Here is a 14157-nt window from a genome sequence, read left to right on the forward strand (position 1 = left end):
TTCCGCTTACCGCGCACCTCCTTGCCGAGTTACCTCAAAACATGCGCATCCTGGTTGTCGAAGACGAGATCAAAGCTGCGGAATACTTGCAGCAGGGTCTTATCGAATGTGGTTACTTGGTCGATTGCGTAAGTGATGGCCTCGATGGGTTTCACCTGGCACTGCAGAACGACTATGACATCGTGCTGCTAGATGTGAATCTGCCAACCATGGATGGGTGGGAGGTTCTCGAACTCATCAGGCGGCGTAAGCAGACACGCGTCATCATGCTGACTGCCAATGGCCGCTTAGAGCAAAAAGTCCGCGGCTTGGAATCGGGCGCCGACGACTATCTGGTCAAGCCGTTCCAGTTCCCCGAGCTGCTTGCCCGTATCCGGACACTGTTGCGGCGAGGCGAGGCAGTCACACTTCCGAGCAACCTGCGTGTAGCCGACCTCGAACTGGACCCGGCCCGGCATAGGGCTTACCGGAGCGGTCAGCGTATCGACCTCACCAGCAAAGAATTTGCGTTATTGCATCTGCTCATGCGCCGGACTGGCGAAGTCCTCACGCGTACGGAAATAACTGCCATGGTGTGGGACATCAATTTCGACTGCGATACCAATGTGGTGGATGTTGCGATTCGTCGCCTGCGGATGAAAGTGGACGAACCCTTCGGCGATCGCCTGATACACACCATCCGGGGTGTGGGCTACGTGCTGGAGGCGCGGCCTTGAAGCCACTCAGCCTCGCATCGCGTCTCGCGCTTCAAATCACACTGACCGGCGCCGCTTTGGTCGCGCTGCTGATTGCACTGAGCTACTGGGTACTGGTGCGCCAACTGGAACTGCGCGCCCAGGAGGAAGTGACGGCCAAGCTCTCTCAGATCGATCATGGACTCCTCGAAGACACCAAAGCCCGTATGGGCCGCTCCTGGCAACACGCATTGAGCGATACCGTACTCGGCCATGACAACCTTTCGATTACGGTCATCGGCGATACAGCGAAATCACCCATTTTCAGTATCGGCCGATTCGCCAATGCGCCGCAGCAGCTGGATCTCGTGAGCAGGGACGGCGACTATCTTGGCTGGACAACGAAAGATGGCGTGCAGATGCTAACCGGGCGCAAGCAAATCCAAGTCCCGGGACTGGCTCCAATGACGCTTTTACTTTCGCAAGATCGCAGTGCCGATCAACGGCTGGTGGCTGCATTCCTGCGCTCGGCCTTAGTGACCGTGCCGATGCTACTGATATTGATCGGATTGGCTGGATGGCTAATCGCCCAAAATGGCTTGCGGCCGCTTCGCAAGTTCCGGGCCTTGGCGACTAAGGTATCTACACAGGATCTATCACCTCGAATCCGCACCGATCGGCTTCCGCAAGAGCTCCAGGCATTGGCGCACAGCCTCAACGTAATGCTTCATCGACTCGATGACGGCGTTCAGCAACTGTCACAATTCTCGGACGATGTGGCTCATGAGTTAAAAACTCCGCTGAACAACCTGATAGGCAAGGCGCAGGTGACTTTGGTGCGTGAGCGAAGCAAGGAGCATTATCGGGAGGTGATCGAGTCGTCGGTTGAAGAACTCGAACGCATGGATCGAATCGTGTCAGACATGCTGTTTCTCGCCCAGGCCAGCCACGCCAGCCCAGCACTGAAGCTCGAACAATTATCTTTAGGAAGCGAGGCGAGGCGCGTATGTGAATACTTCGAAGTCCTTGCCGAAGAAGCGGGAGTCGCTACGACAGTAACGGGCGATGCCATGATTTTGGGAAATCGACTTATGGTCCAGCGGGCCATTTCCAACCTGCTATCCAACGCGCTGCGGCATTCAAATACTGGCAGTACGGTCGAACTTAAGATCCTTGAGGAGGACGTAGACATCGTCTCGCTGGCTGTCACCAATCATGGCGCGACTATCGAATCGGATCATCTCCCACATCTGTTCGACCGCTTTTACCGCGTTAACGGCATACAACCTCGCGGGGCAGGATTGGGGCTAGCGATTGTCCGCTCAGTGATGAACCTCCACAAAGGCCACGTGGCCGTCGCCAGCAAAGACGGTCGGACCACGTTTGAACTCACGTTTCCTCGGCAGGCCTGACTCAAAGTGATACCGCACGGAGACAGCCATCACTACGAAGGGGCAAAAACCACAGGGACAAACAACCATTTCGAGGGCATGCGCGTTGGCCGGGTAACCAGGCCCGCAAGCCCCAACGCCGTTCATTTAATGCATGCGTCCTCGCTAATTCCGGCGAGAATGCCGCAAGCCTCAACTTCCCGCCCATCGTTGCAATTAGCCCGCAGTGAAACGAGTTGTCGTTCGAGTGATTGCAGAGCGGTTATCTGGGATCTGACTTGAGAAATGTGATCATCGAGTAAGGCATTGACGGCCGTACAAGGCTGGCGAGGGTCATCCTGGTAGCTTTGGAGTGCGTGAATCTCTGGAAGTGACAGATTCAAGATTCGGCAGCGCCGGATGAAAGCTAGCCGCTCGCCATGCTTCTCGGTGTAGACACGATAGCCGTTCGCCTGGCGATCAGGCGGTGGCAACAAGCCCTGCTGCTCATAGAAGCGGATCGTCTGTGTATCAATCCCTACTAGCCTTGCTAACTGACCAATGCGCATCGCGCGAATCCTCTTCGGTTCTCTGCGTTATTGACCTTATGGTAGCTATAAGGTTTTTAATGATCCCATCTTCGATTTCAAGTGGAGCCGTATCATGAGCAAATCCGATGGCGATCGTTGCGGCTGCGATGCGACACCAGCCGCCGATGCCGGTGTGCAAAACCCTGCCGATACGACAGCACAATGGGTCAGTGTTTACGCCGTGCCAAAAATGGATTGTCCATCAGAAGAGCGAATGATCCGCTTGGCTCTGAGTGGTTTGGACGGAATTCGGAAGCTGACTTTTGATTTGTCGGACCGTCGGTTAGATGTCATGCATTGCGGTGCCGTTGAGCCCATAACCACAAAGCTGGCGACGTTAGGGCTAGGCGCCACTCTTCAGAAAACTGTCGCTGCCGACCCAGAGATGATCAAAGCCGCCGAGAATTCGGCGGACTCTACACAGGAATCCCGCTCCCTGCGTTTACTGTTAGGCATCAACGCCTTCATGTTCGTGGTAGAGATGACCGCTGGCCTGATCGCCAGGTCCACGGGCCTGATTGCCGATTCGCTCGATATGTTCGCTGACGCGGCAGTGTACGGCCTAGCCCTTTATGCAGTTGGACGTAGCGTCAGTCTGCAGGTGCGTGCTGCACACCTTGCTGGTGTTCTCCAGCTAATTTTGGCACTCGGCGTGCTCGTAGAGGTGATTAGGCGCTTTGTATTCGGTAGTGAGCCCGAGTCGCTGATAATGATCGCCGTTGCGTTCCTGGCATTGCTCGCCAATACGGGCTGTCTGCTGCTTATTTCCGAACACCGGGAAGGTGGTGCTCACATGAAAGCGAGCTGGATATTCTCCGCCAATGATGTGGTCATCAACATGGGGGTTATAGTCGCCGGAGCGCTCGTCGCTTGGACTGGGTCAAACTACCCAGACCTGATTATCGGTACCGTTGTGGGATTCATCGTTCTAAACGGCGCTCGGCGTATTCTGGCGCTCAAGAGCTAAAGAAGCTCCCGTTACAGAAAAAGGCGTCGTCATGCCTCTAAGCCATCCGGGTCTAGCGGCGTCAGCTAAAACTGGCGACGCAGCTTTAGCCGTTAGCGGATGGTGGGTATTGTAGAACGTGGGCTGCAAAGTCCATCAGCGAGACGAAGCCGCACTGATCGGCTTTCCTTCACGCTGTTGGTGGTAGCCCCGCTTAACCAATCAGCTCTACGAATGCCTGAGTGATCACAACCGCTGCGGCCAATGCGCGAACGGACTTTGGGAGCGCCATCGTCAGGAAAAGCACTACAAGCGAGTTGTGAGTGCTTGAACTGAAGGCCGATAGCTGGAGGCGACCTCGATGTGCGCTAGTGCTACGTTCTAGTGACAGTCCCCGTGCCCAAAATGTGGTCTGCAAATTCGATCAGGCTAGCTAATCGGTCAGGACCACGGATGGCATCGCGCTGGAGGTGGAAGCCATGCATTCCCAGCCTTTCGGGACCGAACACATCGGCCTCCAATGTATCGCCGATCATTGCAATGGAAGACGCTTTGCAACCCAACCGCTTTAGCAGATGTTCGTAGATCGCTGGCTCCGGTTTGATCGCGCCCACCTCGAAGCTCCAGGCATAGGCGTCAAACTCAGGCAGTAGCAACTTGGCAGGTATGGCATAGGGGGTAGCCAAGTTGGAGCACAGCGCCACTTTCAGCCCCGCTCTCTTAAGGCTTTCCAGTGCCCGCAGGGCATCATCATAGGGACGCACGCTGGCCAGTTCCGCGTAGAGATCAAGCTCCAAAATAGCAAGCTCATCGTTACCTAGTTGTGTACCAAACAGGTCGGCGGCGCCGGCCAGCCCCAAGTTTCGTGTCATCAATGTCCTGGCATCATCGGCCCTAGGTTGACGACCTTGGCTGCGTACCTGTTTTAAGAGCTTGCGAAATGGCCGCCGTCGTTCACTGATTTGCAGGAGTGTGCCATAGACATCAAAAATTACGGCTTCTATCAAAACAGAGCACCTGCGCTTAGGCTTTGCACGGTTCGGTATTCATTAAAAGAAAGCGGCCGGGCTTCGGATAAGGGAGGCATAGGCTAGGCCAGCAAGCGGTATTCGCGCGAGCTACTTTTTTCAGCAGCTCGCTTCAGCATTCGTACGACCTGACATACCGGAGAACCTGACAGAAATGTAATGGTTACTTCAGCCTTTGGTCAGGACGCTTTGCATATATTGGTTGTCGGACGCTGTAAGCATCGGAAAAACCACAAACGTCCCCGCAGTAGGCTGTTCGTTGCTAACCAATCCATAAGGAGCCCGCATGACCTCCTCGCATTGCCATCATCAGCCTGACCAAACGAAAGGCTCTGCAGGACTCACAGACCCCGTCTGCGGGATGAAGGTGAAAGAGGACAGCGAGCATCAAGAGCACTATCAGGGAAGCACTTACCGCTTCTGCAGCCAGGGTTGCCAGACCAAGTTTCGTTCTGATCCTGCTAGATATCTCACTGCACAGCAGGATCATAGGGCGTCGTCTCAGGCTTCTACGTCGGCGGCACAGAAGGCACCCGACGGTGATGTAACGACCGAGTACACCTGTCCAATGCACCCTGAGATTCGCCAAATGGGGCCAGGTGATTGCCCTATCTGCGGGATGTCATTAGAACCGCTGATCCCTGAACTAGATGAGGAGGAGAATCCTGAACTCAAGGACTTTTCGAAGCGTTTCTGGTGGTCACTGCCCCTGACCGTAGCAGTGACCCTGTTGGCCATGGCGGGACATGCACTTCCGCTGTTTCACGGCGCTAGCCAGAACTGGGTTGAACTAGCCCTTACGACCCCGGTTGTCTTGTGGGCAGGCTGGCCATTTTTCGTGCGCGGTTTCGCATCTGTTAAGCATCGCAGCCCAAACATGTGGACGTTGATCGGGCTTGGCACAGGGGCTGCGTATATTTACAGCATCGTAGCAACCGTCTTACCGAGCATATTTCCAGAATCATTCACAGTGGGCGGCCGGATAGGCGTTTATTACGAAGCCGCCGCGGTCATCATTTCCCTGACGCTTTTAGGGCAGCTGCTCGAATTGAAGGCCCGCTCCCAGACGTCCTCGGCAATCAAGTCCTTGCTTGGCCTATCGCCCAAAACAGCTCGCCGTATCGCCAAGGATGGTTCCGAGGAGGACATTCCGCTTACACATGTTCACGAGGGTGACCATCTGCGCGTTCGTCCTGGTGAAAAGGTACCGGTGGATGGAGAAGTATTGGAGGGCGAGAGCGCCGTCGACGAATCCATGCTAACGGGCGAGCCCGTCCCGGTGACGAAGCGGACAGGCGATGCGCTCATCGGCGCGACGATGAACACGAGCGGCTCGCTTGTCATGCGAGCCACCAGGGTTGGCTCCGGGACTATGCTTTCACAAATCGTCCAGATGGTTGCGAATGCGCAACGCTCCAAAGCACCCATGCAGCGAATGGCGGACACGGTTGCGGGTTATTTCGTGCTGACGGTCATTGGTATCGCCTTGCTGACATTCTTTGCATGGGGCCTGTTTGGACCCGAGCAGGGCTGGGTATTCGGCCTGATCAATGCAGTTGCGGTTCTGATCATTGCTTGCCCTTGCGCACTTGGCCTTGCAACGCCTATTTCGATCATGGTTGCCACAGGCAAAGCGGCTGGAAGCGGAGTGCTTTTCAGAGACGCAGGCGCCATCGAGAACGTCCGTAAGGTAGACACGCTGATTGTCGATAAAACAGGAACCTTGACCGAGGGCCGACCTGTCTTCGATCGGGCCATAGGCGTCACGCCGTTTGACTCGCAGGAAGTCATCCGTTTGTCTGCCAGCTTGGATCAAGGTAGTGAGCATCCCCTAGCCCACGCGATCGTAGACCATGCCAGAAGCGAAGGTATCCAGCTGGCGAAGCCAGAGACCTTCGAGTCAGGGTCAGGTATCGGAGTCCGTGGTCTGGTGGAAGGCAAGCAGCTACAACTAGGCAACACCGCGCTTATGGAAGATGCGGGTGTGAGCGTCGAGCCGTTGAGAGATCAGGCAGAAAAAATGCGCGAGAGCGGTACCAGCATTGTGTACCTGGCTGTTGATGGGGCACTTGCCGGCTTGCTGGCCGTATCGGACCCAATCAAACCGACTTCCAAGGAAGCTGTAGCGCGGCTCCAAGCGGAGGGCGTGCAAGTCATCATGGCCACCGGCGACGGGCTTACCACTGCCCGCGCGGTGGCTCGTGAGCTATCGATCGATGAGGTGCATGGCGAAGTGAAGCCGCAGGACAAGGAGGCGCTGGTGGTTAAGCTACAAGCCCTAGGTAAAGTAGTCGCCATGGCAGGCGACGGAATAAATGATGCGCCGGCGCTCGCCAGGGCTGATGTCGGCATAGCGATGGGCACGGGCACTGACGTCGCCATGAACAGCGCCCAAGTTACGCTCGTTAAAGGTGACCTGATGGGGATACTGCGCGCGCGCACGCTTTCGGTGGCGACGGTTCGCAATATGCGTCAGAACCTTCTGTTTGCCTTTATGTACAACGGGTTGAGCATCCCGATTGCCGCAGGTCTGCTCTATCCGTTCTTCGGACTGTTGCTGTCTCCGATGATTGCTGCCCTGGCCATGAGCCTCAGCTCAGCATCGGTTGTGTTCAACGCACTCCGGCTCCGTCAAACGCGTGTAGTTTGAAGCCTGTCGGCTTAGGCTTAGGCTTAGGCTTCGGTTGCGAAGCGACCGAAGCCTCATTGATTGCTCATGAATTGCCCCGTAAGCTGGAAATATGAAGTCCTACATGCGCTCCTTCCTTGTCCTGCTGCTAGTGCTCGCGCTTCCGATCAACGGGATGGCGCAATTGCTCATGCCGGTTGGGTCGTCAGCGCATCACGTAATGCCTGATAGGGTAGGCATAGAGGCTATGGCAGCCAGCCACGCGTCGATGGCTGGCGTCAGCGGCGCTGAGCCCGAGTGCTGTGAAGCGAATGAGCATGGAACGGCGACCGTCTGCAAGACGGGCCAAGAATGCAAAACTGCAAGTATCCTTCAGCTTGTCTCAATAAAAGCCCAGCTGATGCCTGCTGCTAAACCCGTGACCACTCCCTATAACGGCCTGATCCCCTCTAGCCTTTTAGACGCCGTCTGGCATCCACCCCGCGTCTAATTCCGATCAAATTATAGGAACCGCCCGAGTGAGCATTCGGGCCGGCTACCGCGCGCCTTTGGCTCGCATGAAAGATCAGGAATCCTTCGCAAATGAAACCCCGTATTTATTGGGCGCCGCCGTACGTGGCCGCCTTGATCATGGGCGCGCTCTCGTTTCCAGGGTTAGCGTCCGCTTTGACCTTAGAACAAGCTCTGAGCGTGGCCGAGCAAGACGCGCCTTCGCTGCATGCGCAAGCCGCCAACCTGGTGGCCGCACGCAGCGCTGCAATCCCTGCCGGCGAGCTTCCTGACCCTAAACTTAAGCTTGGACTGCAAAGCGTGCCCATCGAAGGTGACGCTCGCTGGCAGTTGGAGCAAGAGGCCATGACCATGCAAATGGTTGGGGTCATGCAAGATGTGCCAAACCGAGCGAAAAGGCGCGCTCGTGTCGAGGCCGCGCAGGCTAGTGTTGCGCTCGCAAACGCCCAGCAAACGGTTGAACGTCTCGGTGTGCGCCAAGCAACCGCCGAGGCATGGATCGCTAGCTTCGCGGTCGAGCAGAAGCTAAGCCTTTTCAAGCAGCTTTACAGCGAGAATCAGCTCCTTTCGCGGGCTGTTCAGGCCCGCATTGCTGGCGGCAGCGGACAAACCGCAGACAGCGTACTTCCGAGGCAAGAGGCAGCATTGCTGGCTGAACAAGAGGATGAGCTGCTGCGTAACCAGGCTGTTGCGCGGGCCGGCCTCCGGCGCTGGATAGGCGAGCTAGCAGGCCAGCCGCTTACAGGTGACTGGCCGCAATGGCTTGCCGCCGTTGATAACTATCAGCACAACCTGAACCGGCACCCGGCGTTACTCGCCTTCGACCCGATGACTCGTGAAGCGGAGGCAAAGGTTCACCAGGCCATCGCAGAGAAAACACCGGATTGGAGTTGGGGGGTCGACTACCTGCGACGTGGCCGTGAGTACGGCGACATGGTGAACCTCAGCGTCAGCTTCGACCTGCCGCTGTTTACCAGCTCTCGGCAGGATCCGAAGATCGCGGCCGAACGAGCTCGCCTTGCCCAGATCGAGGCTCAGCGCCAAGCGACCTTGCGCCTGTACAACCAAGAGCTGAGTACTGACCTCGCTGAGTATCAGCGTCTGGACCGCGCACTCATCCGCCTCGACAAAACCTTACTACCCCTCGCTGAAGAGAAGGTCCGCCTTGCCATGGCCGATTACCGCTCCGGAAGCGGTGAGCTGACCGCTGTGATCGAAGCGCGACGACAGCTTGTGGAGACCCGGCTACGGCGTATTGACGTCGCCCGCGATCGATCGTTGAGCAATGCCCGCCTGCATTTCGCCTTTGGAGATACCCGACCATGACATTCCAACACAAGCGGCTGGTACTCGCCTTCAGTCTGCCTCTGATGATTAGCGCTGCAGCGCTAATCGGTCTGCCTACCGCAGCCTTCGGACAATCGCCTGCAGAAGAAGACAAGGAAGTGCTCTATTGGTATGACCCTATGGTACCCCAGCAAAAGTTCGATAAGCCGGGCAAGTCGCCATTCATGGATATGGAATTGATTCCACGCTATGCAGATGAGGGAAGCGACGGGGCATCGATCAGTATCGACCCGAGCGTGACGCAGAATCTCGGCGTGCGCTTGGCAACCGTAACGCGTGAATCGATCAGCCAGTCGCTCGAAGCGACAGGCGCGTTGATGTTTGACGAGCGAGACGTGGCGGTTGTGCAGGCGCGTGCCGGTGGCTTTGTCGAGCGCGTTTACGACCGAGCACCGGAGGATGTCATCGAAAAAGGCGCGCCGTTAGCCGATCTTTTGGTTCCCGAATGGGCTGCCGCACAGGAAGAGTACCTGGCGCTCAAAGGGGTCGGCCAACCCCAGCTGCTCGCAGCGGCTCGCCAGCGGTTGCGCCTTGCTGGCATGCCGCCAGAAGTCATAGTGCAGCTAGAACGAACTGGTAAAGCGCGCCCCGTTTGGACAGTGACGAGTCCAATAGGCGGCGTGCTGAACAGCCTCGACGTTCGCGAGGGCATGACCGTACCCGCCGGCGCTACTCTTGCGCGCGTCAACGGGCTGGACACGGTTTGGCTAGAAGTTGCAGTACCAGAGGCGCGGATCGCAAATTTAGCGCCAGGGCAATCAGTAACAACGCGCCTGCCCGCTTTTGCGGGTGAAACGCTGGAAGGAACGATCCAGACGGTACTATCGCAGGCCAACCTGGATAGCCGCACTGTGCGTGTCCGGGTCGAGCTACCTAACCCGCAACAACGGCTTCGTCCCGGCATGACGGCCGAGGTGACGTTGAGTCGCAACGTCGAAGATGTCTTGGTCATCCCGTCCGAGGCGGTCATTCGCACCGGTCGGCGCGCATTGGTGATGCTGGCCGAGGATCAAGGCCGTTACCGCCCGATTGAGGTTCGCACAGGCCGGGAATTCGATGACCAGACAGAGGTGCTTGAAGGGCTGGAAGCCGGTCAGAAGGTCGTGGCGTCCGGTCAGTTTCTCCTGGATTCAGAGGCGAGCCTACGCGGGCTGACCGCTCAGGGTTTGGAGGAGCCTGCAACTTCTACAGAACCTGCGCTGCACGAGGCTGAAGGTACGATCGTCAGCCTGGAAGATGGCATGGTTGGCCTGTCGCATGGGCCGTTCAAGACGCTGAACATGCCTGGGATGACAATGTCCTTTCCGGTTGCAGATCAATCGCTCCTAACAAAGTTGCAGACCGGCGATCACGTCCGTGTCGGCGCGCGTGAAAGCGAAGAGGGCCTGGTCATTGAGCACATCGAGAAGCTGGGGGGCCAGCCATGATCGCAGCCATAATTCGCTGGTCAGTGGCCAACCGCTTTCTGATCCTGCTGGCTACTGTGTTCGCGGTGGCTTGGGGTGTCTGGTCGGTCAAAAACACCGCTGTTGATGCATTGCCAGACCTTTCCGACGTTCAGGTCATCATCCGCACGCCATACCCCGGGCAGGCGCCCCAGATCGTTGAGAATCAGGTCACCTACCCACTGACGACGACCATGCTGTCTGTCCCCGGCGCGAAGACAGTCCGTGGCTACTCCTTCTTCGGGGATAGCTACGTGTACGTCCTGTTTGAGGACGGCACCGACCTCTATTGGGCCCGTTCTCGGGTGCTGGAGTACCTGAGTCAGGTGCAGAGTCGGCTTCCCGCCGCCGCCAAACCCGCTTTGGGCCCTGACGCCACAGGTGTCGGCTGGATCTACCAATATGCTTTGGTAGACCGAACGGGCAAACATGACCTCTCGCAGCTGCGCTCTTTGCAAGATTGGTTCCTGCGCTATGAGCTCAAGACACTGCCCAACGTGGCGGAAGTCGCGCCCATAGGCGGGATGGTCAAGCAGTATCAGGTCGTACTGGATCCCGTGCGCATGGCAAGCAGGGGCGTGACGCAGCAGCAGATTGCAAAGGCGATCGATGAAGCCAACCGTGAAACCGGCGGGAGTGTTCTGGAACTCGCAGAAACCGAGTTCATGGTCCGTGCGACCGGGTATCTCAAGACACTCAAAGACTTTCGAGCCATTCCTTTGCGTCTCGACGGCGGCGTGCCAGTGACGCTAGGGGACGTTGCGCATATCCAGCTCGGCCCGGAAATGCGCCGGGGCATCAGCGAGCTTGACGGTGAAGGTGAGGTAGTCGGCGGCGTGGTGATCCTGCGGAGCGGCAAGAACGCTCGGGAAACCATCGCTGCCGTTCAGACCAAACTGGATGAGCTGAAAGCGAGCCTGCCCCAAGGCGTCGAAATCGTCACGACGTACGACCGTAGCAAGCTGATCGACAGTGCCGTTGAAAACCTCACGCACAAGCTCATCGAGGAGTTCATTGTCGTTGCGTTGGTTTGCGCGATTTTTCTGTGGCATCTGCGCTCGTCGTTGGTCGCCATCGTGTCGTTGCCGATCGGCATCCTGATTGCTTTTGTGATCATGCAGCGGCAAGGCATCAACGCCAACATCATGTCGTTGGGTGGCATCGCGATCGCCATCGGAGCGATGGTCGATGCAGCAATCGTCATGATCGAAAACGCCCACAAGCACATTGAGGCCTGGCACAAGCGGCATCCTGACTCCACCTTGAAGGGCCAGGAGCACTGGAAGGTCATTACTGACGCGGCTGTTGAAGTGGGGCCGGCATTGTTCTTCAGCCTGCTGATCATCACGCTGTCGTTCATTCCAGTGTTCACCCTGGAGGCGCAGGAAGGCCGGCTGTTCGGTCCACTGGCGTTCACCAAAACCTATGCAATGGCAGCCGCCGCGGGCCTGTCTGTCACGCTGGTTCCGGTGCTCATGGGGTATTGGATCAGGGGCAAAATCCCTGACGAACACCGTAATCCACTCAACCGTGGCCTCATCTGGATCTACAAGCCGGCCCTGGACGCGGTACTGCGCTGGCCCAAGATGACTCTGCTGGTGGCTGTTCTGGTCTTCCTGACAGGCTTGTGGCCGGCCTCTCGCCTTGGTGGGGAGTTCTTGCCCCCGCTGGATGAAGGTGACCTCCTTTATATGCCCACTGCGCTTCCAGGCCTCTCCGCTCAGAAGGCTTCTGAGCTACTGCAGCAGACGGACCGGCTCATAAAAACGGTTCCAGAAGTTGCACACGTGTTCGGTAAGGCTGGTCGAGCCGACACCGCTACCGATCCCGCCCCGCTGGAAATGTTCGAGACGACCATTCAGTTCAAGCCGAAGGATCAATGGCGCCCTGGGATGACGCCTGACAAGCTGGTTGAGGAGTTGGATCGCACCGTACAGGTACCTGGATTGGCCAATCTGTGGATCCCGCCGATTCGAAACCGTATCGATATGCTGGCGACGGGTATCAAGAGCCCGATCGGGGTGAAAGTGTATGGCACTGACTTGGCACAGATCGACAAAGCCACCCAGGCAGTGGAAAAAATCGCCAAAACGGTGCCTGGGGTCAGTTCGGCGCTTGCTGAGAGACTGACCGGCGGCAGGTATATCGATGTGGATATCGATCGTGTCGCCGCCGCACGCTACGGCCTGAATATCGCGGACGTGCAATCGATCGTGGCCGGTGCCATCGGTGGTCAAACCATTGGTGAAACCGTGGAAGGGCTCGCCAGGTATCCGATCAACCTCCGCTATGGCCGCGAGTGGCGCGACTCGATATCCGATCTGCGCAACCTACCGATCTACACGCCGCAAGGCAGCCAGATCACGTTGGGGACCGTGGCCAAAGTACAGGTGACCGACGGGCCGCCAATGCTTAAAAGCGAAAACGCAAGGCTGTCGGGCTGGGTTTACGTCGATGTTCGTGGCCGCGACATGGCGGCTGTGGTGGGCGATCTGAGGGAAAAGATCAGCGAAGGGGTCCAGCTCGAGTCCGGCATGAGCATCAGCTATTCCGGCCAATTCGAATTCATGGAGCGAGCTAACGCGAAGCTGAAGCTCGTCGTGCCGGCTACCTTGCTCATCATTTTTGTCTTGCTCTACCTCACGTTTGGGCGCTTTGGGGAGGCGTTGCTGATCATGGCCACGCTGCCATTCGCCCTAACCGGTGGCGTCTGGTTCCTCTATTTGCTCGGGTACAACCTATCCGTAGCGACAGGAATCGGTTTCATCGCACTGGCAGGCGTTTCTGCTGAGTTCGGCGTCATTATGCTGCTGTATTTGAAGAACGCATGGACAGATCGGGTTAACGCTGGAGCCCATGGCGAAGGCGTACTGCTCGACGCAATCCGCGAAGGCGCTGTGCAGCGGGTGCGCCCCAAGGCCATGACCGTAGCAGTGATTATCGCCGGTCTGCTGCCCATCCTCTGGGGTAGCGGAACCGGCAGCGAAATCATGAGCCGCATCGCCGCGCCTATGGTGGGCGGGATGATCACCGCCCCTTTGCTCTCCCTGTTCGTTCTGCCGGCAGCTTACCTGCTGATGCGCCGCCGGCAATTGCGAGTTACCACCCAGCAAGCAACCAACCCCACTGGAGAACATCCATGAACATTAAGCACATCACCCTTGCCTCACTCTTCCTGGTGCCAGTCGCCTATGCCGCCGACAAGGAGCCAATGGACGGCATGCCGATGGATCACAAAGGCATGAACATGCCAATGGACCAGAAGTCGGCGGGACAGACCGCTACAGCCATCGGCACAGTCAAGAAAGTAAACACCGAGAGCGGCACCGTGACCATTGCACACGGCCCGGTCGAAGCGCTGGGTTGGCCTTCTATGACGATGGGCTTCAAAGCGAAGCCTGATCAGCTCCAAAAGTTGAAAGAAGGGGACCAGGTCGAATTCGAGTTCTCCTCGAAGGGCATGGATTCCACCATTACGCGTATCGAAAAACGGTAAGCACAGAAAGCGACCGCCGCAGACGCGGCGGTCGTACCAACAAAAAAATGAGCGATTACAGCTTTGTAAGCTTGGCAACAGCTTCTTGTAAGTAGCAAGCCTTTAATCTACAGGCATCAACT

The 14157-nt window shown here is 57.3% G+C and carries 10 protein-coding genes and 1 pseudogene; 8 read left to right on the forward strand and 3 right to left on the reverse strand.

The window, feature by feature from the left end; genetic code table 11:
• Nucleotides 1-41: 41 nt before the first annotated feature.
• On the forward strand, nt 42-716 hold the full coding sequence (locus BUE09_RS11610) for a heavy metal response regulator transcription factor (RefSeq protein ID WP_008569962.1): 675 nt from the start codon (nt 42-44) through the stop codon (nt 714-716).
• Complete coding sequence (locus BUE09_RS11615) at nt 713-2086, forward strand: heavy metal sensor histidine kinase (RefSeq protein WP_003292663.1); 1374 nt, start codon at nt 713-715, stop codon at nt 2084-2086. The genes BUE09_RS11610 and BUE09_RS11615 overlap by 4 nt, the downstream gene beginning before the upstream one ends.
• Nucleotides 2087-2208: 122 nt before the next feature.
• On the opposite strand, the gene cadR is transcribed toward BUE09_RS11615, so the two are convergent.
• Entirely contained in the window at nt 2209-2613 is a 405-nt protein-coding gene (cadR, locus tag BUE09_RS11620) for a Cd(II)/Pb(II)-responsive transcriptional regulator (RefSeq protein WP_044316303.1), read from the reverse strand.
• A 94-nt stretch (nt 2614-2707) separates the two neighbouring features.
• Between cadR and BUE09_RS11625 the strand changes: the two genes are divergently transcribed.
• Nucleotides 2708-3601, forward strand: coding sequence for a cation efflux transmembrane domain-containing protein (locus BUE09_RS11625; protein ID WP_044316302.1), 894 nt, complete (start codon nt 2708-2710; stop codon nt 3599-3601).
• Between the two features lie 193 nt (nt 3602-3794).
• On the opposite strand, the pseudogene BUE09_RS20650 reads toward BUE09_RS11625, so the two are convergent.
• Nucleotides 3795-3920: pseudogene (locus tag BUE09_RS20650) on the reverse strand (arsenic resistance protein); the annotation flags it as partial.
• A 34-nt stretch (nt 3921-3954) separates the two neighbouring features.
• Nucleotides 3955-4587: an HAD family hydrolase gene (locus BUE09_RS11635; RefSeq protein ID WP_036998676.1), complete on the reverse strand. Its 633-nt coding sequence runs from the start codon at nt 4585-4587 to the stop codon at nt 3955-3957.
• A gap of 307 nt (nt 4588-4894) precedes the next feature.
• On the opposite strand from BUE09_RS11635, the gene BUE09_RS11640 reads away from it, so the two are divergent.
• The 5 genes from BUE09_RS11640 (at nt 4895) to BUE09_RS11665 (ending at nt 14035) form a co-directional block, all read left to right on the forward strand.
• On the forward strand, nt 4895-7258 hold the full coding sequence (locus BUE09_RS11640; protein WP_073301127.1) for a heavy metal translocating P-type ATPase: 2364 nt from the start codon (nt 4895-4897) through the stop codon (nt 7256-7258).
• Between the two features lie 561 nt (nt 7259-7819).
• The gene (locus tag BUE09_RS11650) at nt 7820-9073 is read left to right on the forward strand and encodes a TolC family protein (RefSeq protein WP_014822248.1); all 1254 of its coding nucleotides are present in this window, start codon (nt 7820-7822) and stop codon (nt 9071-9073) included.
• Nucleotides 9070-10521, forward strand: coding sequence for an efflux RND transporter periplasmic adaptor subunit (locus BUE09_RS11655; RefSeq protein WP_014822247.1), 1452 nt, complete (start codon nt 9070-9072; stop codon nt 10519-10521). The genes BUE09_RS11650 and BUE09_RS11655 overlap by 4 nt, the downstream gene beginning before the upstream one ends.
• On the forward strand, nt 10518-13682 hold the full coding sequence (locus BUE09_RS11660) for an efflux RND transporter permease subunit (protein WP_073301128.1): 3165 nt from the start codon (nt 10518-10520) through the stop codon (nt 13680-13682). Before BUE09_RS11655 ends, BUE09_RS11660 begins: the two co-directional genes overlap by 4 nt.
• Nucleotides 13679-14035, forward strand: coding sequence for a copper-binding protein (locus tag BUE09_RS11665; protein WP_045423044.1), 357 nt, complete (start codon nt 13679-13681; stop codon nt 14033-14035). Before BUE09_RS11660 ends, BUE09_RS11665 begins: the two co-directional genes overlap by 4 nt.
• Nucleotides 14036-14157: the final 122 nt, after the last annotated feature.

The sequence above is a fragment of the Stutzerimonas xanthomarina DSM 18231 genome, assembly GCF_900129835.1.
Taxonomy (GTDB): Bacteria; Pseudomonadota; Gammaproteobacteria; order Pseudomonadales; family Pseudomonadaceae; genus Stutzerimonas; species Stutzerimonas xanthomarina.